Origin of the sequence: Streptomyces sp. N35 (genome assembly GCF_016464295.1) — a bacterium.
In the GTDB taxonomy this organism is placed as follows: domain Bacteria; phylum Actinomycetota; class Actinomycetes; order Streptomycetales; family Streptomycetaceae; genus Streptomyces.
The window spans coordinates 67,249-92,668 of the sequence record NZ_JAEIMH010000005.1 but is presented as its reverse complement, the minus strand read 5'-3'; the positions used below and the strand labels follow the sequence as shown (position 1 = coordinate 92,668).

Annotated in this window: 23 protein-coding genes and 1 tRNA gene; 12 read left to right on the top strand and 12 right to left on the bottom strand. The window is 67.3% G+C overall.

Features of this window, described 5'->3' with window-relative positions:
- Positions 1-506: 506 nt before the first annotated feature.
- Both JAO81_RS04180 and JAO81_RS04175 read left to right on the top strand, forming a co-directional pair.
- Complete coding sequence (locus JAO81_RS04180) at positions 507-7,055, top strand: polymorphic toxin-type HINT domain-containing protein (protein ID WP_233414907.1); 6,549 nt, start codon at positions 507-509, stop codon at positions 7,053-7,055.
- Positions 7,055-7,315 (top strand): hypothetical protein, encoded by a 261-nt coding sequence (locus tag JAO81_RS04175; RefSeq protein WP_199546368.1) that lies wholly within the window; start codon positions 7,055-7,057, stop codon positions 7,313-7,315. Before JAO81_RS04180 ends, JAO81_RS04175 begins: the two co-directional genes overlap by 1 nt.
- Positions 7,316-7,656: 341 nt before the next feature.
- Here the strand turns inward: JAO81_RS04175 and JAO81_RS04170 are convergent, their stop codons facing one another.
- From JAO81_RS04170 to JAO81_RS04155, 4 genes are all read right to left on the bottom strand, one after another.
- Positions 7,657-7,905 (bottom strand): hypothetical protein, encoded by a 249-nt coding sequence (locus tag JAO81_RS04170; protein ID WP_199546367.1) that lies wholly within the window; start codon positions 7,903-7,905, stop codon positions 7,657-7,659.
- Positions 7,902-8,207, bottom strand: a complete 306-nt coding sequence (locus JAO81_RS04165; protein ID WP_199546366.1) for a hypothetical protein — start codon at positions 8,205-8,207, stop codon at positions 7,902-7,904. The genes JAO81_RS04170 and JAO81_RS04165 overlap by 4 nt, the downstream gene beginning before the upstream one ends.
- Positions 8,208-8,392: 185 nt before the next feature.
- A complete protein-coding gene (locus JAO81_RS04160; protein WP_199546365.1) occupies positions 8,393-8,590 on the bottom strand; it encodes a hypothetical protein in 198 nt (65 codons plus the stop codon).
- 187 nt (positions 8,591-8,777) lie between these two features.
- Positions 8,778-8,996 (bottom strand): hypothetical protein, encoded by a 219-nt coding sequence (locus JAO81_RS04155; RefSeq protein WP_199546364.1) that lies wholly within the window; start codon positions 8,994-8,996, stop codon positions 8,778-8,780.
- Positions 8,997-9,115: 119 nt separating this feature from the next.
- Between JAO81_RS04155 and JAO81_RS04150 the strand changes: the two genes are divergently transcribed.
- The 3 genes from JAO81_RS04150 (at position 9,116) to JAO81_RS04140 (ending at position 10,801) form a co-directional block, all read left to right on the top strand.
- Entirely contained in the window at positions 9,116-9,649 is a 534-nt protein-coding gene (locus tag JAO81_RS04150; protein WP_199546363.1) for a hypothetical protein, read from the top strand.
- Positions 9,650-9,719: 70 nt separating this feature from the next.
- On the top strand, positions 9,720-10,049 hold the full coding sequence (locus tag JAO81_RS04145) for a hypothetical protein (protein WP_199546362.1): 330 nt from the start codon (positions 9,720-9,722) through the stop codon (positions 10,047-10,049).
- A 77-nt stretch (positions 10,050-10,126) separates the two neighbouring features.
- Complete coding sequence (locus tag JAO81_RS04140) at positions 10,127-10,801, top strand: ATP-binding protein (RefSeq protein WP_199546361.1); 675 nt, start codon at positions 10,127-10,129, stop codon at positions 10,799-10,801.
- A gap of 363 nt (positions 10,802-11,164) precedes the next feature.
- Here the strand turns inward: JAO81_RS04140 and JAO81_RS04135 are convergent, their stop codons facing one another.
- From JAO81_RS04135 to JAO81_RS04125, 3 genes are all read right to left on the bottom strand, one after another.
- Positions 11,165-12,673, bottom strand: coding sequence for a hypothetical protein (locus JAO81_RS04135; RefSeq protein ID WP_199546360.1), 1,509 nt, complete (start codon positions 12,671-12,673; stop codon positions 11,165-11,167).
- 70 nt (positions 12,674-12,743) lie between these two features.
- Positions 12,744-13,979, bottom strand: coding sequence for a hypothetical protein (locus tag JAO81_RS04130; RefSeq protein ID WP_307813129.1), 1,236 nt, complete (start codon positions 13,977-13,979; stop codon positions 12,744-12,746).
- Positions 13,980-14,564: 585 nt separating this feature from the next.
- Positions 14,565-14,641, bottom strand: a tRNA-Trp gene (locus JAO81_RS04125).
- A gap of 161 nt (positions 14,642-14,802) precedes the next feature.
- On the opposite strand from JAO81_RS04125, the gene JAO81_RS04120 reads away from it, so the two are divergent.
- Positions 14,803-14,994, top strand: a complete 192-nt coding sequence (locus JAO81_RS04120) for a hypothetical protein (RefSeq protein ID WP_199546358.1) — start codon at positions 14,803-14,805, stop codon at positions 14,992-14,994.
- 92 nt (positions 14,995-15,086) lie between these two features.
- Here JAO81_RS04120 and JAO81_RS04115 read toward each other — a convergent pair whose 3' ends face one another.
- Positions 15,087-15,554, bottom strand: a complete 468-nt coding sequence (locus JAO81_RS04115; protein ID WP_199546357.1) for a hypothetical protein — start codon at positions 15,552-15,554, stop codon at positions 15,087-15,089.
- Between the two features lie 1,100 nt (positions 15,555-16,654).
- On the opposite strand from JAO81_RS04115, the gene JAO81_RS04110 reads away from it, so the two are divergent.
- Positions 16,655-16,876, top strand: a complete 222-nt coding sequence (locus JAO81_RS04110; protein ID WP_199546356.1) for a hypothetical protein — start codon at positions 16,655-16,657, stop codon at positions 16,874-16,876.
- A 64-nt stretch (positions 16,877-16,940) separates the two neighbouring features.
- Here the strand turns inward: JAO81_RS04110 and JAO81_RS04105 are convergent, their stop codons facing one another.
- Positions 16,941-17,696: an HNH endonuclease gene (locus JAO81_RS04105; protein WP_199546355.1), complete on the bottom strand. Its 756-nt coding sequence runs from the start codon at positions 17,694-17,696 to the stop codon at positions 16,941-16,943.
- Positions 17,697-17,825: 129 nt separating this feature from the next.
- Between JAO81_RS04105 and JAO81_RS04100 the strand changes: the two genes are divergently transcribed.
- Positions 17,826-18,017: a hypothetical protein gene (locus JAO81_RS04100; RefSeq protein ID WP_199546354.1), complete on the top strand. Its 192-nt coding sequence runs from the start codon at positions 17,826-17,828 to the stop codon at positions 18,015-18,017.
- A 210-nt stretch (positions 18,018-18,227) separates the two neighbouring features.
- Here the strand turns inward: JAO81_RS04100 and JAO81_RS04095 are convergent, their stop codons facing one another.
- Both JAO81_RS04095 and JAO81_RS04090 read right to left on the bottom strand, forming a co-directional pair.
- Positions 18,228-18,599: a hypothetical protein gene (locus tag JAO81_RS04095; RefSeq protein ID WP_199546353.1), complete on the bottom strand. Its 372-nt coding sequence runs from the start codon at positions 18,597-18,599 to the stop codon at positions 18,228-18,230.
- Between the two features lie 179 nt (positions 18,600-18,778).
- The gene (locus tag JAO81_RS04090) at positions 18,779-19,285 is read right to left on the bottom strand and encodes a hypothetical protein (protein WP_233414888.1); all 507 of its coding nucleotides are present in this window, start codon (positions 19,283-19,285) and stop codon (positions 18,779-18,781) included.
- Between the two features lie 302 nt (positions 19,286-19,587).
- Here JAO81_RS04090 and JAO81_RS04085 point away from each other — a divergent pair, with 302 nt between their 5' ends.
- The 4 genes from JAO81_RS04085 to JAO81_RS04070 all read left to right on the top strand — a co-directional run bounded on the left by JAO81_RS04085 (position 19,588) and on the right by JAO81_RS04070 (position 22,112).
- Positions 19,588-20,346 carry a hypothetical protein gene (locus JAO81_RS04085; RefSeq protein WP_199546352.1) on the top strand — a complete coding sequence of 253 codons (759 nt, stop codon included), beginning with the start codon at positions 19,588-19,590 and terminating at the stop codon, positions 20,344-20,346.
- 53 nt (positions 20,347-20,399) lie between these two features.
- The gene (locus JAO81_RS04080; RefSeq protein WP_199546351.1) at positions 20,400-20,915 is read left to right on the top strand and encodes a hypothetical protein; all 516 of its coding nucleotides are present in this window, start codon (positions 20,400-20,402) and stop codon (positions 20,913-20,915) included.
- On the top strand, positions 20,884-21,219 hold the full coding sequence (locus tag JAO81_RS04075) for a hypothetical protein (protein ID WP_199546350.1): 336 nt from the start codon (positions 20,884-20,886) through the stop codon (positions 21,217-21,219). The genes JAO81_RS04080 and JAO81_RS04075 overlap by 32 nt, the downstream gene beginning before the upstream one ends.
- Positions 21,220-21,467: 248 nt before the next feature.
- A complete protein-coding gene (locus JAO81_RS04070) occupies positions 21,468-22,112 on the top strand; it encodes a hypothetical protein (RefSeq protein WP_199546349.1) in 645 nt (214 codons plus the stop codon).
- A 301-nt stretch (positions 22,113-22,413) separates the two neighbouring features.
- Here JAO81_RS04070 and cas3 read toward each other — a convergent pair whose 3' ends face one another.
- A complete protein-coding gene (gene cas3, locus JAO81_RS04065) occupies positions 22,414-25,350 on the bottom strand; it encodes a CRISPR-associated helicase Cas3' (protein ID WP_199546348.1) in 2,937 nt (978 codons plus the stop codon).
- Between the last annotated feature and the right edge of the window lie 70 nt (positions 25,351-25,420).

The following is a 25,420-nucleotide window of genomic DNA, read 5'->3' as shown; positions in this document are numbered from 1 at the left end:
CCCCCCCATCCCTCTCCCCCCCCCCCAGTGGTGGGGGGCCGCGGCCCGGTGCGGAGCGGCCCCGCCGCCCCGCCATATCAACCTGAGGACAACACCCCGTGCAACAACGCAGATTTCAGCTGCCTGCGTGGTCCTGGCAACGGGCCGGACGCCGCAGGCTGACCCTGGTCAGCCTGCCGGTCGCCGGCGCCGTGATCGCCACCCTGTTGGGCGCCGCTCCGCAAGCGGATTCCACCCGGGACCACGGCAAGCTCGCCAAGCCCGACTACGGCACCGCGGTGCCGTTCAAGGAAAAGATCAAGAAGTACAAGGACCCGGCCGACGAGGCGGCGGCCAAGACCCGGCAGGTGGCGGCGACCAAGCCGACGTGGCCCAAGGCCTCCTCGGTGACGCTCGATCTGCCGGCCAAGAACGGGGAGGCGGTCGAGGCCAAGAGCCTTCCGATCGAGCTCGCCGCGCCCACCAAGAGCACTTCGAAGACCAAGTCGAAGACCGGCAAGAACGCCATGGTCCCCGCAGCGCCGCAGAGCGCCAAGGTCACGGTGCTCGACCAGAGGCACTCCAAGAAGCTCGCCTTGGAAGGTCTGGTGCTGGCCGTAGAGCGGGCCGACGGTGACACCGATGCGTCGGGGATGTCGCTGAGCGTGGACTACAGCGGATTCGCCAACGCCTATGGCGGTGGCTGGGCTTCGCGGCTGCGGGCCGTAGAACTGCCGGCCTGTGCCCTGACCACCCCGTCCAAGGCGTCCTGCCGCAAGACCGAGGCACTGCCCACGGTCAACGACACCAAGGAACAGACCCTCACCGCTCAGGTCGCCACCCCCAAGGCCGCCAGCGAGTCCGCCACCACCAGGGTGGTGGCCCTGTCCGCCGCCGCGGCCTCCGACCAGGGCACCTACGGAGCCACCCCGCTGGCGCCGTCGGCGACCTGGAGCGGCGGCAGCTCCAACGGTGACTTCACCTGGTCCTACCCGATGGGCACCGTGCCCGCCCCGGCCGGCGCATCCCCGACCGTATCGCTCGGCTACTCCGCGCAGAGCGTGGACGGCCGCACCTCCGCCACCGGCAGCCAGACCAGCTGGGTCGGCGAAGGCTTCGACCTCCCGTCCTCGTACATCGAGCGCTCCTACGGCGCGTGCGCCGACGACGGCCATGACACCAAGGGTGATCAGTGCTGGAAGGAGGACAACGCCTCCGTCGTACTCAACGGCAAATCCAGTGCGTTGATCAAGGACAGCAAGGGCTGGCACCTGCAGAGCGACGACGGCGAGAAGGTTGAGCTGAAGACCGGCGCCACCAACGGCGACGACAACGGCGAGCACTGGATCATCACCGGCATCGATGGCACCCAGTACGTGTTCGGCAAGAACCGCCTCGAAGGCTGGCAGTCGGGCAACCCGGAAACCGGTTCAACGTGGACGGTTCCGGTCTACGGCGACGACGCGGGCGAGCCCGGATATGAAAAGGGCTCAAGCTTCGCCGACCGCTCACTCAGCCAGGCCTGGCGCTGGAACCTCGACTACATCGTCGACCCGCACGGCAACGTCAGCACGTACTGGTACAGCAAAGAGACCAACTACTACGCCAAGAACGCCACCACCGGGAACGGCTCCGCCTACACCCGGGGCGGCTGGCTCAAGCGCATCGACTACGGCCAGCGCACCGACACCATCTTCTCCACCACCCAGCCCGCCGCGGCCCGGGTGAAGTTCTCCGTGGCCGAGCGCTGCCTTCCCGTCTCCGGCGGGGAGACCTGCAGCAGCCTCACCTCCGCCAACAAGGCCGCCTGGCCCGACGTGCCGTACGACCAGATCTGCGCGGCCGACAAGCCGTGCACGGACCAGAACACGCCGTCGTTCTTCAGCCGCAAGCGCCTGACCGACGTCACCACCCAGGTCTACAAGGGCACCGGCACCGGCGCCGATACGGACTACCGGGATGTCAACAACTGGCACCTGGAGCACGACTTCCTTGACCCGGGGGATGGCTCGGCGCCCAGTTTGTGGCTCAAGTCGGTTCAGCAGACCGGCAAGTCCGGCACCGCGATCACCCTGCCCGCCGTGACGTTCGACGGCATCCAGCTGCACAACCGGGTCGACAAGACCGGCGACAGCGTCGTGCCCTACATCAAGTGGCGTGTGCGCCGGGTCACGAGCGAGACCGGGTCGGTGCTCACGGTGAACTACTCCGACCCGGAGTGCATCGCCGGTACCAACGTCCCCACCGCGCTCGACTCCAACACCAAGCGCTGCTATCCGGTGAAGTGGATTCCGCCCACCAGCGTCACTCCGGGCGACGATCCGCAGCCGCGCACGGACTTCTTCCACAAGTACGTCGTCACCCAGGTCTCCGAGTCCGACCCGACCGGTGGCGCACCGCTGAAGCAGACCGACTACACCTACTCCGGCGGCGGCGCCTGGGCCTACGACGACGAATCGCCGATCTCGCAGAACAAGTACCGCACCTGGAACATCTGGCGCGGCTACCAGAAGGTCACCACCAACGTCGGCGAAGCCGCCGGCACCCGCTCCAAGACCACCGCGCTGTATTACCGCGGCATGGACGGCGACAAGCAGTCCGACGGCACCACCCGCACAGAGACCGTCACGGACTCCAACGGTGTGGCGAAGACCGACTCCGAGCAGTACGCCGGCCAGGTCCGCGAACAGATCACCTACAACGGCACCTCCGGCAACGAAGTCACCGCCACCGTTTTCACCCCGTGGTCGAAGGAGACCTCGAGCGACACCCACTCCTACGGCACCGTCAAGGGACATCTGGTCCGCACCGGCACCGAGGTCAAGCGCACCCGCCTCAACAGCGGCAGCGACATGACCATCACCACCAACACCACCTACGACCAGACCAGCGGCTTGCCCCTCACGGTCGAGACGGACGCAGGCGGCCAAAAGGACTGCGTGCGCACCGAGTACGCGGCTAACACCGCCACGTGGATGCTCAACTACCCGAAGCGAGTGGAAAAGGTTTCCGCCGCCTGCTCCGCCACACCCAACCGCACCGGCGACCCGGACACCACCGACGTTGTCTCGGACGTGCGTACCTCGTACGACGGCCAGGCTTACGGGATCGCGCCCACCAAGGGTGATGTCACCCGCACCGAGCGCGCCACCGGCTACGACACCACGGGGGTCGCCAAGTACCAGACGGTCGCCACCGCCACCTTCGACGCCCTTGGTCGTCCAGTCGATACGTTCAACACCCACGGCGACAAGGTCAAGCACGCCGAGTACACGCCCGCGGGCGGCGGGCCGCTGACCAAGACGGTGGAGTCCAACGCGGCCGGCCACGAGGTCACCACCGAGCACGCGCCGGACTGGGGGGTCAACACCTCCACCACGGACCCCAACGGAAATCGCACCGAACTGGCCTACGACGCACTGGGACGGCTCACCGACATCTGGCACGCCAACCGTGACAGAGCCGCAGGGAAGAGCCCCAACCAGAAGATCGAATACAAGATTCAGAAGAGTGCCGCGTCCTGGGTGGCGACCAAGTCCCTCAACAACGACGGCACCACGTATCTGACTCAATACGCCATCTACGACGCCTTGCTCAGACCCCGACAGATGCAGACACCTGCAGCAACGGGCGGCGGACGGGTGATCTCCGAGACCAAGTACGACACCCGCGGCATGGAGGCGGAAACCAGCACCGAGTTCATCGACGACACCACACCGAGCGGAGCGCTGGCCACCCTCACCACGGCCGCCCCGGCCGGCAAGCAGACGACCTACGACGGCGCGGGTCGACCGACCATCGAGAAGATGCTGGCCCGCGGGAAGGAATTCTCCCGCACCACCACCACCTACGACGGAAACGCCACCATCGTGGAGCCGCCGACGGGCGCGTCCGCGGTCCGCGAGGAAGTCGACGCCCGCGGTCGCCTGGTGGAGAAGCGTGAATACGACGGCAGCACGTCCAGCTCCAACTTCACCAAGCTCACCTACGCCTACGACCACGCCGACCGGCTGAAGACAGTAAAGGACGACGACGGCAACACCTGGAAATTCGGCTACGACTTCCTCGGCCGTCAGACCTACGGGGCCGACCCGGACTCTGGTGAAAGCTCGTCCGAGTACAACGACCTCGACCAAGTCGTCGCAGCCACCGACGCACGCAAGAAGACGATCGGTCACACCTACGACGTTCTCGGCCGGCCCTCCGCCCGCGTGGACGGCAAGGTGCCTCTGGTAAACGGCGTGCCCACGCCCGACGACTCGAAGATCCTGGCCCGCTGGTCCTACGACACCATTGCCAAGGGGCAGCTCACCTCCGCCATCCGTTACGTCGGCGGCAAGAGCGGCGACGTCTACGCCATCACCAACGCCGCTTACGACAAGCTCGACCGTCCGCTGAAGGAGCAGTACACGGTCAGCACCAAGGAGGGTGCACTGGCCGGCAGCGGGACGTACACCATCACCAACGCCTACAACCTCGACGGCACTCTCGAAAAGCGCACCATTCCCGCGATGGGGGGTCTGGCCTCCGAGGTTCTCACCTACGGCTACACGGCCACGCGCCTACCCGACACGCTTCAGGGCCTGACGGGCATCGTGCAGAACACCGACTACCTGCCCGCCAGCGAGCAGATCCGCACCACGCTTGGTGTCTCGTCCTCCGCCAACTGGACCGACATCAACTACAGCTACGAGGACGGCACCAAGCGCCTTGCTCGGCAGACAGTCGTCTCCGAAACCCATGTCGGAACCGACGCAGACATCAACTACCGCTACGACAAGGCCGGCAACCCCCTCGAGGTGGACGACCGTTCCACCACGCCCGGTGACAAGCAGTGCTTCGCCTACGACGGCCATCGCCGTCTGAAGACGGCCTGGACCGCGACCGGGGAATGCTCAGCAGCACCCACGACGAGCAACGTCGGCGGCCGCGCCCCGTATTGGCAGAGCTTCACCTACGACAGTGCCGGGAACCGGAAGACGGCCACCAACCACCTCGCCTCCGGTGGACCGGCCACCACCACCTACAACTACAAAACTGCCGAGCAGCCCCGGCCGCATGCCCTCGCCAACACCGTCACCGAGATGGCCAGCGGCACCAAGACCACCAACAGCTACACCTACGACCCGCAGGGGAACACCGAGACTCGTAACCTCAACGGCACCACACAAAACCTGGACTGGAACGTCGAAGGCGACCTCGCCAAGGTCACCGAGGCCGACAGCAGCACCACGTCGTTCCTCAACGACGCAGCCGGCAACCGACTCATCCGTCGAGACAAGACCGGCACCACTCTCTATCTGGGCGAAACCGAACTCCGCCTCGACAAAACCAGCGGAAAGGTCGAAGCGACCCGCTACTACACACATGCCGGCAAGCCCGTTGCGGTGCGCACACCCAGCTCGCTGACGTGGATATGCACCGACCACAACGGCACAGCCAGCCTGCAGATCGATGCCGCGACGCAGAATCTGACCCGCCGAAGCATGCAGCCCTTCGGTGAGAATCGCGGACCCGCGCCCACCGGCTGGCGCGGCGAGAAGGGATTCGTCGGCGGCACCCAAGACCCGACCGGCCTGACAAACCTGGGCGCCCGTGAATACGACCCCACCACCGGCCGCTTCATGAGCGTCGACCCTGTCGGGGACCTCAAGGACCCCCAGCAAGTCAACGGATACGGCTACAGCAACAACAACCCTGTCGCCTTCAGCGATCCCGACGGAAAGTTCTTCCGCGCAATTCTTCGCATGGTCATGCGAATCATCGTCAGGTTCGTCATGGCACGAGTCACATCGATGTTTGGCGGCGGTAGCGGCGGCAGCACACAGATGTCCGCGGGCGGCACCAGCAACTACGGAAGCGGCGGGGGCAGTTCAGGTAGCGGCGGCAGCGGCTCATGCGCAGGGGCATTCGGCACACCCGGCGGGAGCTACGGCCCGGTCAAGCCCGGCTGCGTGAAAGATCCTGGATTCGACCCACGCCCTGAAGGCGACGGCTGGGACCTGATCGGAGGCATGGGGCGCTCAATTGTGAGCGGCTTGGAATCGCTGACGAAGCTCAGTCCTGGATGCCATGTCGAGGACTGCAGTGGCCTTACTGAGGGCTACGACAAGCTCATGAAGAAGGCAGGCGTCGACACCGATTCGCAGGCCTATTCCTCCGGAGAAGCCGCCACGGACGGCGCGAGCACGGCGGCCGGCGGAGTCGGATTGCTGAAAAGCCTGATCAAGAAGGCGCTCAAGGGCGGAGCAGCGAGCGCAGGAATCAGATGCGCCAATTGCTTTGTGGCAGGAACGATGGTTCTCCTAGCCAGTGGTGCTGCCAAGGCGATCGACGACGTGGACCTCGGTGACGTGGTGCTCGCTACCGATCCCAAGACCGGCAAACGAGGGCCCCGTAAGGTCACCAGCATCATCGTTACGGACGAAGACCGGTTCTTCAACGAACTGTCTATCGCCACGGACGATGGGGTCGAAGAACTTACGGCCACGTTCGAGCATCCCTTCTGGTCCCCCTCGGAAGGTAAGTGGGTCAACGCCGGAAAGCTCCGGCCCGGGATGACCCTGCTGACCGATGACGGCGACAGCGTCATCGTGACTGCTAATCGTGCGTTCACAAAGCGAGAGCGCACGTACAACCTCACCGTCGATGACTTGCACACGTTCTACGTCCTGGCGGGCGAGACTCCGGTCCTCGTTCACAACTGTGACGGCGATGTCCATTGGGTATCTGAGAACGCATACATGAGCCCTGAGGCAGCAGCCTACGAACGCGGCGTCATGGGCTTCAGGCAGGGATTCGCGCCAGCCTTGCAGTACTACAAGGTGAACGGAAAGAAGCTGGCGACGGTCAAGTTCGATGGATTCGATTCCACGAACGGTGTGATGTACGACCGCAAGCGAGCCATAAGGACGAGCGACAAGACTTACGGGCAAGCTCAGCGGCAGTCCATGGCACTGGAGCAGAATGGCTATACCGGCGTCTGGGAAGTCCCCACCGAGGCCGAGGCGCGACGGGCGCGTAAGATATTCGGACATCTCAACATCACAAACATGAAGGCAAGGGTGGTCCCCTAATGGACATCGTTCACGTCCTGGCGCGAGCATTTGCGGCAGTGTCCGTATCCATCGACCTTTCCGATGACGACGACATCGATCCGCATGTAGCCAATAACATCCTCGAGCCGGCTACCGCCATGTTCAGGGATCTTTCGTTGGCGGATCGTGCGGAACTAGCCGAAATGTTTGTCGAGATCTCGGAACTGGAAGGCGATCCGGTTCGCAGGGAGGCGATCTTGAGCCTTCCCGAAGTTATGGGCCTCCTAGACGAGGACTGAGCGTTAGCCCCCACAGAAGACCAGAGGGGGTGCGAAATAGAGAGAGGCCCCCGCCCACTGAGGGGGGGCGTGCCCTTCTTCGTCTGATCTTGTCTCTTGTGGTTTGCGAGCTTGGAGTTGATGCGGAGTACGCCGAGCGGTACGGGGCCAATCTGGCGAGCGCGACAGCGAGGACCCGCGGGTGCCGGGCCCGGGACGACGCCGAGGAGTTGTGGTCGAGTTCGGCGATTCGGACCTGGTCGGGGCGATGAACGACGGCCGTGGGAGTGCGAGGCCAGCGGTTGAAGGAGGGCATGAGCCCACCGTTTGGCAGGCGGGCACTGCACTGGGGATGCCCTGGTTTAGCCGGTCCAGGTGAACGACAGTGCCGTGATCTTCTGAGTGATCGGATTCACGAACATCACCAGCAGTCCGAAGTCACCGAACGACGCCTCACGGGTCACCTTGTCGTCGATCCCGAACGGTTCGGACACCGCGTACGGGTCGACCTCCAAGGCGTCGATCAGGTCGAGGAGCGCAAGCTGCGCGTCGACGGGCAGCGCGAGGATCGCGTCGAGTGTGTGCGGAGAGCGGACGAAGTGCCAGTTCACGCGGCGCCGCGCTGCTGCCGAAGCTGCTCCATCTGCTGCTTCCACGCATCGAAGCCCTGGGCCGACTCCTCGGTCTCCGTGTACTCGTCGGGCAGCGTGTTGTGCTCCTCGAGGTGCGCACGGGCCGCGTCGATGCGGGGCTGCTCGGTCGTCTTCCATCGTTCCCCGATGGTCTGCCACTTCGCGACGACCCGCGCCAGCTGGTCCAGCGGGGCGAGATGGATATCGCGCAGCGCCTTCTGCCGCAGCTCGGGGGAGGGCAGGGCGTGGACGATGGTGTCGATGCTCCAGTCCTGGCTCACTGCAGTCACTCCTTCCCGGCGGACACGGTTTCGCCGTGACTCCCACGGTAGCGGGACCGTGACGCCGGTGTCAGGGGGAGTAGGGGTCCGGCGGCAGCATCGGCTTCAGGGACGCGGGACCGCCGGACCCGTTCACACTGCCACGGGCCACTGACAGTCCGGCCGTCGCGCGGGCGCGCAACGAGTCAGGAGGGTGGGAGCTTGGCGTACAGCCAAGTGCGCCGGCCGTCCTCCCCAGGGATCGGCCGCGGCGTGCTCGGCCCGGTCGCGTCGTACAGGGTGCCGAAGCTGAGGGCCATGGCGAGCACAGTGTCGGTGTCGGGGCCGTCGATGGTGATGCGGACGTGATCGGGCAGGTCGAGGTGCGCGCGCTGTGTGGTCATGGTCGGCACGACGCCAGCCCCGGTCAGCGGGGTTCTTCCCTACGTCCTAGATCACCCGTACGGGCTCTGTGAGTGCCCGGGGCATCATGCGCAGCTGCCCCGCAGCATGGAGGACAAGTCGCTCGTAAGCGTCGAGTCGAGGTGGTCGGCCCGGTGTCTGCACGAGCGTCCGCGTGGGCGCGTGTGGTCAGCCATCCGATGGTTCCTCTGGGGCGTACACGGCCTCTTTGGCGCGCGACGGCTCTGGCGCCTTCGCATCCGGCCAGCGTAGGTACCAGCGGATGAACTCGCGCACGACGCGGGTGCGTTCGCGGTCACCCACATAGGCACCCAGGGCTTTCCATTCGTCGTCCGGGATGCGCAGCGGCCGTAGCGGCGTGTGTCCGTCCGTTCTTTGCTTTGCCATGCTCCAAAGTTAGTTGTGTATATGCACTTAGTCGAGCAGAAGGGTTGACGTGTATATACACGCTCCGATAGGTTGTGTATATACACAGGGTGAGTCGAATGGCCCCAAGGAGGCAGGCCATGGCGCAGCGCTGGTGGACTCTCGCGAAGCAGCACATGAACACCCAAATCGCTGAACGCGGCCACACGTTGAAGTGGAAGCAGATGCCGCGCCCGACTCTTGAGCACGCCCTGTATTTCGAGGGCACGTGCGCCGACTGCGGGGCGACCGTGCAGGTTGGGTCCGGCTGGTCGTCGTGCGGCACGATCCGTGATGCCCGCAACATCGACTGCTCCGGTCCCGGAACCGCCGCGTTGACCGCAGTTGAGCAGGAGCGCGCCAGTGACCTGTTCCGCGAGGCGGTCGGCGAGTACACGCAGGCCCTCGAAGAGGCCGGCGTCGTTCCGACCAGGGTGAAGGCGCCGTTCCGTAACCCGCTCGCCCCCGCGGGCGAGTGCGGGCTGATGAGCAGGAACGGCTACACCTGCACCCGCCGCCTCAACAAGCGTGGCACGCACAACCTCAATGAGTGGAGCGGCCCCGACCACGTCGGCACCCACCCCGACGACACCTGCACCATGCCGTTCGGCGACGACGACCTGCTGCTGGCCTGACCCGACCGTCCAGCCTTACGGCCGTCCCGCACCTCCCCGGCACGCCCCTGCGACCCAGGAGAGAGAAACGATGACCAAGACCGTCCAGCCCTGCGAGACGATGACCGTCGAGCCGGTCGCGCAGCAGCACGTCGAGATCCTGCGCCTGGCGGGCACGCCGCACCTGAGCAACCACTTTGACCTGACGATCGCCCCGTACGCGGCGACGATCACCTACCGGCGCGAGGCCGACGCGAGCGAGTACTCCTGGGACGCCACCGTGTCCGGGTACCGCGTTCCGCCGAACGGCGTGGCGGACATGGAGTCCCGCAGCATCCACGTCTGGGGCGGTCCCTGCCCGTCGGCCACCCCGAACTGGCTGTTGATCCTGATCAAGAGGTACGCCCCCGACTCGTGGTAGTTCCCGCCCGAACTCCTGCCCGGACGGCGGGGGTTCGGCTCTCGGTCGTTCTGCTCTCGGCCTGATCGGAGTCCTTGATGAGCACGCGCACGTTGAAGCCGCACCTCACGTGGCGGTTCTCCGATCCGGCCGGCGTCTCGGTGAAGTATCCCGACCGGGTGACGTTCGGGTGGGGCTGTCAGTCCTTGCCCGCGTGCCAGGCCGGGCGCTCCCGCTACCTCGACGAGCGCGACGCGCACCGTGACGCCGATGAGCACGAGAGGGAGGAGGCCCGCAAGCTGTTCGCGCCGGGCACGCTGGTCGTGACGATCGGGCCGGCCGGCAGCGGCAAGTCCCGGTTCGCCATGCCGTTCCCGGCCAGCTGGGTGGTGAACCTGGACGAGCTGCGTGGGCGTCTGGCCGACGATCCGGGGGAGCAGGCGGTGACCCGCCCGGCCGTGCAGTTGCAGAACATCCTGGTGGCAACGCGCATGGAACGCGGGCTGATCACCGTGGTCGACTCCACCAACGTGGAGGCCTCCGTACGGGCCGGTCTGCTGACCAAGGCCCGCACGTTCGGCCGGCCGGCGGCCGCAGTCGTGTTCCTCACCGATCTCGGCAACTGCCTCATCCGCAACGAGCGTCGGCCCGCCAGCCGGCGCGTGCGGCGTACGACCGTCTGCTGGCAGCACGAGCAGACGGCCGCCGCGCTCAAGCTCCTGACGGGGGAGGGCTTCGACGCCGTGTACACCGTCGGCGCGCCCCGCACCTGATCTTCCCGAAACGATTGGCGACATCCGCATGAGCAGCCGCCCGGAGAGCACGAGAAGCCGCGAGCTCGCGACGACCGCAACGGTCACCGTGATCGAGACCACCGCCGAGCGCACCGGCGACAGTGAACTCGCCTACCTCGCCCCGGCCGCGGCCGCCGCGCTGAACCTCCTTGCCGACGCAATCAAACGCGGCGGCGCACCCCAGGAGGACGTCGTCGAATACCTCAAGAAGGCAGGGTTCCACACCGCGTTCGCCGCCGTGCTGGACAACGCCTCGAACAGCGTCGTGGACAGCCTCGACGACCCGTACGAAGACGCTGACACCCGCCTGCACAGCGACGACCTCGCGGAACTGCTGGCCGACTACGCAGCCGCGCAAGGCGCGCGCGCTTCCTGCGCCCGCACCAGCTGCCACACCTCCCACATGCTGATGTCGTCGGAGAACGTCTCGGTGTGGCCGCCCTGCGGCATCGCCCTCTTGGGCAGCCAGATCGGGTAGCCACGCTCCCGCACCTCGCATAGGGCCGCCTGCTCGATGGCCTCAGCCGCAACGCCGGTGCCCACGTGCCGGACATTGATCACCTGCCAGCCCTCTTTTCGGTGATCACGTCTGCGGCGGGGCCAGTTCTTCACGTTGGACACTCCGATCTTGAGAGCAGCCATCTCCCGGTGATGGATCAGATAGACCACGGAGGGCTGCTCCGGGTTGATGCCGCGGGGAGCGCAGTACCAACAGGGCCCTTGGCGGGCAACGTTGGCCAGGCGGGGCGTAATGACCCGATCGCATCGCAGGCAGCGGCAATTCCAAGGGTTGCTCACCCCCGGGAACGGGTCGATCGGCTCGGCTCCCGCGCGGAGCATCAGCCGCCGCGCCTCAGGGGCTGCGGAGGCCAGCCCTTCCTTTGAGACCTCCTTGACGACGCACGCGGCGCAGCCGTCACGTTTACGGGTGCCCTTGCCCATGTTGTTCAGCGTGGGGTATCCGATGGCCCCGCATGTGGCGCAGGCGCATTTCCACCGAGCCATACAGTTCTGGTACTGCTCCTGAGGAATCCAGCCTCGGTCGATAGCGCGGTTGAACGCGTCCTCGGGCGAGACGGCCGGAAGTCCGAAGACGTCGCGGTGCGAGCAGTCACAGCCCTTGATCGAACGAGCGCGGGACAACGTGGGGTGACGGATACGGCCGCACTCCATGCAGCGGCAGCGCCACGGGATCCCGGTTGCGCCGGGGTAGGGCTCATCCGGATCCCAGCAATAGCTACGCATTTCCGGTACGGCGGCGGCTGCCTCTACTTGCTTGAGTAGCCTGTCGTCGCATCGGGTGCAGCCCTTGTCCTCCGTGCGAATCTGCGTCAGCGAGCGGTTCCCTTCGTGTCCGCAGACGGTGCACCGGTACGGCAGGTGGTCGTTGGCCTTCGTGTACCGAACGAGGAGCTGTAAGTGCTTGCCCGCGAATCGCGCGAGGGCTTCACCCTTGGCGATCTTAAGATGCTGGCCTGCGCTGCAGGCCTGACAGCCAGTGCCCCTGCGCATGTCCGCCAGGGTTTTCGTCCGCTCATGACCGCGTCGACAGCGAACCCTTCGTGGGGTGGTGGCATCGACGAAACCTTCCAGTGACAGCAGGCCCAGCCGCGTCGCCAGGGCGTCGAAATGCGTGACCGCAGTCCGGTTGAACCATCGTTGCTTCGGTAGGCAGTGCGGGCAGGCCTTGCCCTTCCTGACCATCAGGAGGGTCAGCGTCGTCGTTTCCCGCTGGCAGCGCAGACATCGGACAGGCCAGGGTGTACTGACGCCCGGACACGGTCCCAGCGGCATGAGTTCGGCCGTCACCATGTCCGTCGCTTCGATGCTCAGATCGCCAGTGATTTCCACAGCCGATCAACATATGAGGCACCACTGACAAGACCGTGCGCGCTGATCCACGGCCCGCGCCCCTGATGACTCAGTACGGGCGTACGGCGCGCAACTCAGCCAGCGGCGGCATGGCGGTGATCGCTTCGCCGGCCCGGCCGTTCTCGATCAACAGGTAGGCCAGATCGAAGAAGTCGCGGGTGTGCGGGCGCAGCAGGTCGAGGGCCTCGTCGAGGCGGCCGGCACCGGCCAGAAGCCAGGCCTTTTGTCCTCGCAGCCCGTACTCGTCGATCGGCACGGTTGCGGCGTAGGCGAGGCCTTCCTCGTAGCGGCCGGCTTCGCCCAGCAGCCACATGCGCTGCGAGGGGAACCAGTCGTACTGCTCCTCGATGTACTCGGGGGAGCGTTCATCCAGGAGGGCGACCGCGTCATCGGCTCGCCCGGCCTCCTGCAGCAGATGAAGAATTGACTCCAGCAGGGAGCCGTCGTGCTCCTCGAAGGTGGGGCGCGCCTCCTCGATGGCGTCGTCGAGGCGCCCTTGCCGATTCAGGAGATCGATCAGGGCCCAGCGGTAGTGGTTCGGGTACTGCTGCGCCGCGACGAACTCGCGCAGCACGCCTTCTGCTTCCTCATCTCGTCCGGCTTGTTCGAGGGCGCAGGCGAAGGAGGGAACGCCGACGTCGGGGTGCTCGCCGGAACAGAAGTCCCGCAGGGCGTCGATCCGCTGATGACGCACGAGGAGCGCGGCGTAGGCCGCCAGCAGGTTGTGGCTCCAGTACCGCTCGGCGGTGGCGTCGTGAAGGAGGCCGATCGCGTCATCGACCCGGCCGGCGCGCTCGAGGACCTCTGCACACTGGTACAGCTCCGAGCCCACGAAATGGCCGAAGATCTCGCCGCCTTGAGCGCGGCGGGCGCCGTCCGCAAGCGGTGCGAGCAGCTCCAGCACACGCTCGTCACGGCCCTGCCCCTTGGTGATCTCGATGAGGCAGGCGCGGATCCGGTACGCGCCGAGATGCCGCACCAAGACCTCGATCGCCTCATCCACCCGCCCGGCCTTGCCCAACAGAGCAGCGAACTTCTCACACTCGCGTTCCGTCGCGCGACCGGTGCCATCCAGATCCACCAGATCCAGGGCCTGACCGGTGCGCCCCCACGCGAGCAGAACGTCGGCCATGGCCCAGCGAGCCGGCTGCCACCCGGCCGCGGTGAACGGTTCCAGTACGGCGTGCGCGCGCTCGAACTCGGCTGCCGTGCAGAGCTCTTCGGCGGCTGCTTCCGCGCAGAACCACATGTCGCGCTCGTGCGCGGCGCGGATCAGCACGTCCACGTCGCCCTTCTCCCGCAGCAGGGAGACAAGGGCCGGTGATATTCCGCCGCGCGTCCGCACCTGCCACTCAAGATCGTCAAGATTCATGGCGAGGAGCGTACGCGCGACCACTGACAGGCCCTGGCTGACGGACGCGGCCGCCGGGCGTCCGTCTCAGGCGGCACTGATCGGGCCAAGCCGCGCTCCGACGCTCGGACTCCGCGCCAGTCGACGACCTGGACACGATCGCCGCGGCCACGGTCGGCACCATGATCCGCGACGGGTACGGCGGGGCGGACACCTGCCACGCGTTGTACTGCGCGCTGCCACGCGCCGAGGTGTCCGCGATGTCGATCCTGCTGACCACCAACGAGGATGCGTACCCGCCGGGCGTCATCGCCATCGACATCGACTCGCCGGGGATGCTCGGCTTCCACCGAGTGCCGCACCGTGAACCGGACCGCCAGACCTTCAGCGGAAGGTGGGGCGGCAGCACGAGCGCACGGAACCTAAGAAGTAGTTGCACGTACGCGTCGAACACGGGGGCCAACGTGTCTGAGCCGTGCACCGCAGAGCGTCCGTGCCCGAGCGCCTGGCCGTTGGACATGGCAGGGGCGACAGGATTTGAACCTGCGGCATCCGGTTTTGGAGACCGGCGCTCTGGCCAGCTGAGCTACACCCCTTTGACGTGCGCCAGCGTGGCACACACGTCGGGGGCCCTCCACTGGATTTCTTTCGTGGGCAGCGAGTCACCCTTGAGGCTACGGGGACCGGGGGCGTGGTTGCCGTTGCCGTGCCACCGACGAAGATACGTACGGTTCGCAGACACGGAAGGAGTGGCCGGATGACTGCTGATGCGTACCAGCCGGGAGACGTGGTGGTCACCACCTTCGCTGATCCTGACCTCCCGGAAGGGAGCATGGGCACGATCGCAGAGGTACACGATGACCCTGTTGACGGGGTTGACGTCGAATTCCCGATGGGGCGCTTCAACGTCGTGGCGAGTGGACTCCAGCCGGGAGATCCCACTGACTAGCTGTGCTTTCGCATGAGGGGCGGATGGCGTTGCGCAAGCTGACCGATCGCCCGCCACGCGAGGACCGGGCACACAAGTCCGACGGCGGCCGCTCAGTCGGTTGCATCGAGGTCTGTCCTCATCGCCTCCCGCAGCGCCGAAAGGGCATCGCCGAAAGCGCCGTGGCTTGCCACCCAGCGCTCATCACCGCGGACCACACCCTGCTCGACGATGTCGTTCATATCGCGCAGCCAGTGGAGCGCCTGGTGCGCTTTCACTGTGACCGCCTCGGGTGCCACGAGAGCTACCTCGTACCGCAGCTCATAAGCCCCGCCCTCTCGAAAGCTCCTACCGGCCGCCCCGGAGCGCTCCTCCACCGTCAAGTCAAGCTGCCTGACCAGGCTCCGGAACTCGTTGCGTGTGCGCGACAACGCCGCCAGGTAGGCGGCATACAGCTGCCGCTTCGACTCACGGTCGCGCGCCGACTGCTCGCGCCTCCACCGCGCCCGATCGGCGATCAGCGTCGAGCCCACACCGACGACGGCGCCGAGCGCCGTGCCGGCGATCGTCCCCCACTCCATCCAGCGAGCCTATTCAGCAGGAGCTGCGAGTACCACCAGGACTGCCAGCAAGGAAGAGCGAACGGGACCATGCAACGCGGACGCTGGGCGTTTCTCGGGGCCAACAAACGGGGTGCGCAGGGGGCGTGGCGGGGGCCCGCAGGGTTGGCCCCACTGGCGGGGGCGCTTAGAAGCGTCCGTGGACACGTCATGGCGGCGAGCCCGGGCGGGGCGGATAGCTCGGCGGAGGCGGGGACTTTGGTTGAGGTTCAGGGGCGAGGGGAGGTGGTGGCGGTGGTTCAGAGGGTGGTCGAACAGGTCCTCGGAGCTGATGCTCGGGTCGAGCGGCAGGTGGTGGCCCCGGTGGGGGCGGCGATGGCGACCCCACCGCGTCCAACAACGCTCCGCCGGCGCATAGCCGTTGTTGCGTCTCTGCTGCACGCTGTCGCGCGACCGGATTGTCGTCTCTACCGAACACGAGCAGGCACCCGCCAGGGCCGAGGTTGTGAGCGGCAAGGTGGCGGTAGCCCAACGCGTTGGCCACCCGTTCGACCTGGCTCCTCAACTGGGCAGGAGCATGACCGAGCCGAAGTTCCACGGTGGGGCGTCCATCGAAGCGCCTACGTATCTCGTCGTCGTTCACGTCTGGCTCCTGGGAAGGTCGAAGACCGGGTCGTCCTACCCCATTCGGGCGTCGTCCGCAGGGCGTAACGCTCCGGCCATTTTGGCGGGCAGCTGCCCGTACGGGTGACGCGGCGAGCCGAACGAGGCCGGCGGCCGTTCGCAGACACGGAAGGTGCGGCCGTGTTCCGCACCGGGCTGGAGACGCTGCCGCCGCTGCCGCACGCCAGTAGGAGGCCTTGAGCCGGATTGTGCGCGGCACGTTCATCGACCCCGTGTGGATCGAGCAGCCCGGCGAACAAGGCGGGGCTGACAGTTCCCCTGGCGGTCACATGCTCCTCTTCGGTCAACAACAGCCCCTCCAGATTAGGCAGTTGATCGACCATGCGAGGCCTTGTGGCGAAGCGCACGCGCAGGCCGGCCGCCGAGGTCCTGGGGGAGGCGCCGCCTCGGGGCCGCGGGGGCAGGCGTCGCTGCGGTGCCAGTGAGAAGATCGATCTATGAGTGAGGACGAACTGCGGCAGCGCCTGGAGGAGCTGGAGCGCAAGGTCGCCCGGCTCGACGAGCTGGAAGCTGAGGTAGCACAGCTGCGCGCGTTGATTACCAAGGCAGCTGCTGGGGAGTCGTCCGAGGACCGCGACCGGTTCCTCGCGGCCGCGGCAGACTTCAACACTGCCGAGAACTGGCCGTACGTCGAAGGACGGTTCGGTCCCGGCTCGTGACGGTGGGGCGTCGGCACCTGAGGAGCGTGCTGTCGGCCCCGTCGCCCGGGCTTCGACACGCACCTCAGCGGTGTGGGCTGGGCCCATCGGTCCGGCCCCGGGTCGGCTTGGGCGGTGGCACGTCGGTGATGGCGTAGGCGAAGAAGAACCCTCCCGAGTCGTCGCCGAGAGCGCCGACGCGGATCAGGCCGTCTTCAGGGCTGACCGCGGACTGGACGACGCGATCCTTCTTCAGGTGCGGTCGCACCGTGATGTGGCCGCCGTGACCGTGCAGTCGGTGGAGCTCGTGGGCGGCGAAGGCCTCGTCCGACCCGAACAACTCAGGTGACCTTCCGGCGCGGAACGCGAGGGAGCGCTCGAGGTAGTGCACCAGGGCCTGGTGGCCGGCCGCTGTGCGCAGCGCCGTGAGCCGGGCGTGAACGATCAGTTGTGCCGGTATGAGCCAGGTCTTGTCGAAGATCGCGTGGCAATGTCTGCACAGGACCAAGGCGTTCTGCCAGCGGTGAAATCGTCGACGCGCTTCCTCCTGGGAGGCGCACCCCTTCCTGCTCTTTTCCCAGGGCACGATGTGCGCGTCTTCGAGTACCGCAGTTCGGGCAGGGTCGGGCAAGAGAGCGAGAGGGGCGTGGGCAGCGTGGAGTTGCTCCAGCGCCCGGAGCGTGGACGGCGGTGCGGGTGCTCCGAGGTCGCTGAGCAGCTTGTCGGCTCGCGCCAGGTCGAGCAGGCTCAGCGCGCACCCTTCGGCCTTGAGTACCTTCAGAGCTGCCTTCAAAGGGCCGGGCAAGGTGGGGCGCGGCCAGTTGCCGGGTTCGTCGGTCACTCGCCCCATTGTGGTCGGGGGCACTGACACAACGGCCGCCCAGACCAGTCCCCCCGCACGCCGTGCCCGTACGAGTGATCCGGGTGCCCGGCCAGAACCTCCGCCGGCGCGGGCCGCGTCGTGTCCGACATGAGCCTTCAGTGCCCGCACCTCACCGAGCCCGACCATGTCCGCATCACTATCGATGGCCCCGACACCGACACCGTCCTCGCCATGGCCCACAGCCTGGGCGGCTTCTACGACGCGACCGGCCCCAGCACTCCGCGGCCCATCCCCAGCGAGGAAGGCCGCCGGACCTGGCTATACGCCAAGCTGCCCTGACTACGCCCTTGCCAGTGGGGGCGTACGGCGCGGGGCTCGGCCCGCGGCGGCCTGCCACTGATGGCTTCGTCGGCCCGGTCGTATTCGATCAAGAGGTGGGCCAGATCGACGACGTCCCGGACGTGCGGGCGCAGCAGGTCGAGGCCTCGTCGAAACGACGCGATCGTGTGCGTCTACCTCGGACTTCCAGCAGCTCTCGGCACCCGGCCACTACCCCTGGGCGCCCTCCGATAACGTGCGGACCAGCTGCCCGAGCGGACGCCCGGCGTCCAAGCAGACGTGCAGGTGCTGCGCGAGGTCCTGGTCGGCCGTGAGCGTAGGGCCTTGCCAATGGTCAGGCACGGGTACCGGGTTGAGATGCACGCGGGTGCCGTAGAGGCGGGCCGCATCGCAGAGGGTCTGCAGGATCTCCAGGGTGCGCAGGTCGAATGTTCCGCGCAGAACCGCCCAAGTCTTCGTGCCTGGGTCGAAGTCCGCCACCGTCCGCAGCAGGCCAACCTGTTCGCGGAAGAGACGATCGCTCGGGGCTGCACTGATCGATATCTGAAGGAGCCAGTGAGCAGGGTCGGGGGGTAAGGCCATCTCTCCAACGTAGGCCCCACCACTGACAACCCGCCTTCATGCAACCTGACCTGAGGCGAGAAGATCACCGCCACCAGCGTGGTATCGACGCAGCCCGCCGGCCGCTGCCCCGAGCTCGTCGCGAGCCCTGTGCGGGGCATCCTGGCGGCGGCCACGGGAGCCTGCGGGGGCCCAGGTGGTCACCAGGCGCCGCGAGGGCGCTCAGCACCAAACTGAACCTCGCGCCGGCACTCCGGGCAGTCCGGCAGGCCAGCCACCCGGCGCGGCTTGTCGTCCTTGGCCCAGCTGAACCCGCACAGGCCCGTGTTCGCGTACGCGTGGACCTCTTCCTCATCCGTGGTGTGCGAGCCGTAGCCGGGAACGTTCCAGGTGAACGTCGCCTCGCCATCGTACGGTGCGCCCTCGGGCCATTCGTACACCGCCTCGGTCGTGGTGCAGCGCATACGTAGATCAGGTCCATCCCAGTGCTTGCCGTACGAAGCCTGCGAGGCGGCATCCACGACGTCTGCCAGGCGTTCGAAGGACACGTCGTAGTCGTGCATGTGCTGCCACTCGCCCGGCTTCTGGTCGCGCATCAGCTCGCGGAACATCAGCAGCAGCCGCGCCAGGTCGTGGTGACGTAGGCGTACGGTTCCCGTGTCTGGGTCGTAGCCGTACGTCGGGTCAGTAGCAGGGTTCCTCGGCATTGGCCCTCGTTTCGCTCTGACGCAGGAGCGGGTGCGTCATGTCATAGCGGCCGGAGCCCGCGTGCGGGCGCCGGTCTGTACGACGTCACCCTCGTTCGTGTCTGTCCAACGATCGGGGTTCATCGGAGCCACGGGGCGCCGCGGTTGACGAACCACCCAAGCCGGGTGGCGGGCGGTCGATTGCCGAGTGATGCGCGCTGTCGAAGGCGACCATCACCACCATGCCATGCCGGTCAACTTCTTGACTGGTAAAGAAGTTGACTGGCATGGTGGTGTCAGCGACGAGACGAAGGGGCGTGGGCGTGCAGGACGAACAGATGCCGGGGCCGCTCTTCAGGTTCCCGCGGCGCGTGGTGCGGGAGTTCGAGAGCCTGCTGCAGCAGCTGCACGAGCAGGGCTTGACCTGGCTTGACATCGACGACGTGATCAACCATCTGGGGCCCGTCGCGTCCTGGAGCCAGCAGCGCGGCGAAACGGTGGAGCGTACGTATCCGCACCCCGAATTGGGCTGGGACAAGCCCATCACCCGGGTCGAGGCGGCCTCGGACCTCGACCAGAAGATGGCGCTGCAGGACCTGTGTGTGCGGGCCGGCTGGCCGCTTCCGCTTGAGGACGGTGGCCGTGACCACACCACCCCGGCCGCGCTCGCTGTGTTCCGGGCGAAGCAGCGGCTCGCCGATGCCATGGTGGCCGACAGCGCGGAACAGGGGGTGAGCGCGAACACGATTGCGGACCGGGCGCGTAATGCGCAGTCCCGCCCCACCACGCTGAAGATCCTGGCCGTGCAGCTGCTGTTCCACGATGCCTGCCAGGCAATGGCCCCGTTGTGGAAGGCGGGTTCGTCGGTCGGCGTGAGCAAGGGGGGCGATCGACTGATCGAGCTGTCCTGTCTGTGGGACGACGAGCCGCCTGAACAGCGCCGGAAGCAACTCGATGACGCGCAGCGCGCGTTGACGGCCGCGGGACTGCACCTCCACGACCCCGAGACCGGCACGGTCGCAGACATCCACCGCCTGGCCGCCGATGACCACAAGCGTCTGGAGATCCGCCGCACCGCATAGCCCAGCCCCGAATGCTGAGCCAGCCGCGGCTACCCTTCGTTGAAAGGACCCCTATGTCCGGCAAGGATCAGGCGTCACGCGCGAACCCACCGGCGGCTGGGATGATCAAGGTCGTCGTGGATCCCGACGTACCCGCAGTCGCACGGCAGACCTTGACCCGCGGGCTCCCCACCGGAGACTCGTACAGCGAGGACGATTTTCAGACCTTCGCCGCCCTGGCTCCCGCCGCATTCGTCGTGTCCCTTCCCCTGGGCGGCCTGAGTTTCTGGCTCGGCCACCTGGCGCACTCGAGCTGGCTGCAACAGGGCATGCTCGCGGGGGTTGATGTGGTGGGGTTCGGCTTCTTCGCACTGGGCTTGGGAATGGTCGCATGCGCCGCCGTCGGCTTCGCCCTCTTCCACGCCGCGGGACTGATTCCGCTCGCCTTCAAGCGGCGGCGCTACCGTCGGCTCGCCACCGCGCACCGCGGACGCTTCGTCGTCCTGGCGGACCTGGATACCGCCGCGAGGAAGGTGGCCAAGCGGGCACTCAAGGCCGGTGGCCGAACTAACCCGATCCGCGCCCGATGACGCCGAGGTCCACTGGCTCTCCCTCGCGCTGTGGGAGATCACCCAGGATCTCCACGGCCTCACTCGCCTCGCGCCAGACCGCGACAACGACCTGGACGAGGACAAGGACCTCTTCGCGCGTGCTCTGGCCGCCGTCACCGCCCGCGCCGATGCGCTCGAGGCCGAGGCCCTCGAACTGCGGCGACGACACGCAGAACTTGACCGGCTCGCCGCCGAGCACGAACAAGAAAGGGCCCGCGTAGAGGCGACACAGCGGTCGGAGAAGCGGCGCGAGGCCCTGCTGGACCTGGTCCGCGCGCAGTGAAGCGCGCAGCGAGCTCGAACGCTGACCGACCAGCACACGCCCCACGTTGTCGCCGCGGCACGCGGGCGCCCCCTGGGGGCCGCGCCGAGGACGGACGGCCGATCCTGCCGCCGGGCAAGCACAGGACCGGCATCCCCGAGATCGCCACACCCACGTTTCACTGATCGACGGAACCGGATGGGTTGCCGCCCACCACAGTTCGGTAACCACCAACCGGCCTTGTCAGAGCCAGATGTGATGATCAACCGATGAGCCACATCATCAGCTACAGCATCGCTGAGCAGCGCCGGCTGCTGCCCTACCTCGGCGGCGAGTTGAACGCCGACCAGCAGCGGATCCTGGACATCGTGCGCAGCGAGTCCCGCGCGTACCAGGCCGAACTCGAGCGCCAGGACATCGACTTGGGGCTGACCATCTCCGACGCGCTGGAGCACCTGGCCGCCGGCAGGGCCGACGCCGAGGGGGAGTACGCCGGGCAGGCTTACTACACCGCGCTCACCCTGCTGATGCAGAGCATCGGCTCCGACATCATCGACTACACCGTGTACTCGAAGCCGTCCACGTTCTTCGGACTGCTCGACGACGAACTGCGCCGTGCCGGCGTCCCCGCCGATCTGCTGCCGCACGACTACTTCTACGCCGGCCCGCCCGACGAGATCGGCTTCTCCATCCCGACTCCGCCCTGGGGGTACCCCGCCATCGGACGTTGGCCGCTGGCCAAGGCCAAGCCCGCCGCCGACGCCTACCGAGCCGTGCTCGACCGTGTCGACGACAGCTTCGCGTACGACCTGAACAAGCTGATCGAGATGCTCGACCTCGAACACACCGTGTGGCAGGACTCCCTCGACAACGACCACCACATCGACACCCTGTTCTTCTACATCGGTGGCTGACTCCGCCAGCGCGAGTTCGACACGCAGGAGAGCGGGTGCGAACCACGGCCTCCCCACAGCGACGATGTTGAGCCGGGGCATCAGGGCGTTTAGGTGAGGACTTCGCCGGGCCCGAAGCTTTCCCGCACCCATGTCGGCCTGAGCGCCGTAGCGCTCGAAAGCTTCGTCCCCCCAGTGCTGGGGGCGACGAAGCAGCAGCTCCGGTCGGGCGGAGAGTGGTGTCTGGTTTACACGCGGAGCAACCAGGGTCATTCCCGAACATGCGGGAGAGATCTGAGTGTACGAACCGCGAGGTCCTGTTTCATCGGGACAGGCCTGTACTTGGGGTGTAGGTCAGGTGTGCGAGGCGTTCCTCCGCAGGGTCATGCGGAAGGCCTTCGGGGGTGAGGAGGAGCACCGGGTGCCGGGCGAGTGCGCCTGGGGACGGGATCGTCCAACTGGGCGGTGCGGGCAGTGCGTTGGTTCCGTGGAACCAGTGGGCGGGGACGCGAACGGTGTTGAGGAGGATCTCGCGCTGCTGGCGGCGGTGCGCTTCTGCTTCGCGCCGGGGGTGGTAGACGTTCAGGTCAGCGGGCACGGTGCCGTCGCGGTCCCAGGTCCGGCCGTGTGCGGGGTGCTGGTAGAGGCAGACGATGTCGATGCTGGGCGCGCCGAGGCGGGAGCGGGCGATCAGATGGGTGGGACGGTCGGGGTCGTCGGCCGTGCCGTTGAGCCATCCTGAGGCGAGGTCTTCGACGCCGACCGGGGCGCCCTTCGCATACGGGGCGAGGGATCGCTGGTCGGCCTGATGGAGGTGCTCGGCCAGGGCGGCTTGCCATTGCGTGAACGTGGCGCTGAGCAGGGTGTGAACCGCCTCGTCGCCGGGTGGGGGAGTTGGGGCGTAGACGGTCTGCAGCAGCGGGTGGGTGTCGTCGGGGGTGGTGAGCAGGATCGGCTCGTCACGGTCCATGGGTGACCTGCGCTGGTTGAGGGCGTGCCAGGTGGCGGCCTGGAGGTAGGGGGCGTAGGCGTCGATGGGCCGGCCGCCGGGGTGCATCAGGTGGGGGAGCCCGCCGGCCCCGGGGGTGAACAGCACCCGCATCAGCGGGCTGGCGTCGCTGCCGGCCAGGTGCAGGCGGTTGGCCAGGTGCCGCCAGAGCCGGCCGCGGCGCTGCAGGAGCAGGTCGATGGGGGCGAGATCGCTGTAGAGGTGGTCCAGGCAGTAGTCGAGGGACTGTTCCAGGACCTGCGTTCCGATCAGCAGGAACCGCTCGGGGCGTGCCGGGTTGGCCTGGTGGCCGCGCAGCTCAGGGTCGGGATGCGGGCCCAATAGATGCTCGAGGCGCTGTTGGTGGCGGGCGCGGTCGCGTTCGGTGAAGCGGGCGTGCAGCAGCAGAACGTCCTCGCGCACGTTCCAGCCGTGCGCGTCGGCGATGTCGGCGACGGCGCGATACAGGGCGGTCGCCGACACCACGCGATTGCGGATCACGCCGGTGATCCCGCGCGGGTGGGTGGTCAGCAGGTGCTCGGCCAGGGCGTGCGGGCCGGGATCGGCCTTCAGCAGCAGGCGGGTTCGCGCCGGCGGAGTCGTGTCGGTGGGATCGGGCACGGGGGTGTGCGTGGCGACGGTGCCGCTCGCGTCGACGAAGGTGATGGGGCCGGTCGCTGTCTGTTCGGAGGGTGTGCTCCGGTGGCCGGCGCACCACGCTTCGATGAGTTCGTGCCGGGTGGAATTCGGCAGCGTGGCGGACAGGATGATCACGGAGGCGCCGGCGTCGGCGAGCCAGCCGATCGCCTCACCCAGCAGGTGCTGCTGGAACAGTTCGTAGGCGTGGGCTTCGTCGATGATGACGACTTTGTTCGCGAGACCGTACAGGCGCAGGAACCAGTGCCGGGAGCGTTGGGCGGCGAGCACGATCTGGTCCACGGTGCCGACACCGAACGGGGAGAGCAGTCCGCGGCCGCTCTCCAGGTACCAGCGGTCGAGTACGGCCCTGGCGCTCCCGCTGGTGGGATCGTCGCAGGTGGTGAGGTTCACCGCGGCCGCGAGCGAGAGGGGGCCGTCATCGAGGCCGCGGGCGAGTTCGTCGCTGACAGCGCTGATGGAGGCGGTGCCGTGGACCAGGGCCAGGTTCGCCCGTTCCGTGTCGGCGAGCGCGTGGCGAAGGAACGTGCCCGCGCGCCTCACCAGTTGGTCACTGGCAGCCCTGGTCGCCTGGGCAAGGTAGAAGCCGTGGTAGCCGCACTGCACCGTGAGCTGGTGGGCCAGCCACAACGCGGACTCGGTCTTCCCCGACCCGGTCGTGGACTCGACGATCGCCATCATCGGCCGCTGCGGCGCGTGGCGGATGACCGCCCGCTGGGCCGGCCGCGGCTGCGGCGTGCCCGGGAACAGGTCGGGCCACATGGCATCCGGCCACGGCTGCCACCGCTTCAGGTGCAACGCGCGTACGGCGTGGCTGGCTTGGCGGCGAGAGGCGGCCCACCACTGGTCGGTGGTTGTCTTCAGCCTGCGGTAGGTGAAGCGGGATTCATCCGAGGCGAGCCAGTCGGAATGCACCACCAGCCCGGCCATCAGCGGCAGCACCGCCGGACGCGCGGGCCGGATCAGATCGGGCAGCGTCTTGAGGTCGAGGCGCAGCAGCCGCGCCAGCTCATGCAGCAGTTCGACCTGGGCCTGGAGCCAGGGCTCAGCCAGGCGGCAGGTGGCGTCGAGGATCTGCGTATCGGTGGGAAAGTGGCCGTGATGCCCGCCCAGGAGCGCGGCGATCGTGTGCAGCCCCTCGTAACGCGGGGGGTCGGTCGGCCCGCCTGGCGTGGGATCGACGCAGTCGGCGCACCGGCAGCCGAGCAGTGCGGGCAGGTAGCGGGCGGTGAGGTGCGCGTGTGGGGGAGCGGGCCGGCCTGTGCGCTCCAGCGGTAGGCCGGCGGCCCGGGCGGCGCGTTCCCAGTTCCGGCCCGCGGCGAGGAGCTCGGGGTCGTTGCTGTCGCTGCCGTCGACGAAGCGTCGCTGAAAGCCCGGATGGACCTTGCCCGGCATGTCGTGCACCGCGGTCAGCAGCATCAACACTCTGCGGGCGGTTGGGGCGCAGCCACCGCCGAAGGCCTCAACGAGTCTCTCGCGCACCGGTGTTGCCAGGTAGTGGTCGAAGAGCTCGCCGCACACCGCGGCGCTGTCCAGGCAGTGCGCCAGCAGCGGATTCCACAGCGGGCCGCCCTGTTCGCGGCTTCGGCCATAACGGTCGGTCTTGCCCCACACCCACAGCCAAAAGAGTGAAGAACGCGCATTCCCTGAACGAGTTCGCGAAGGCCGTGGAACACCGTCCCCG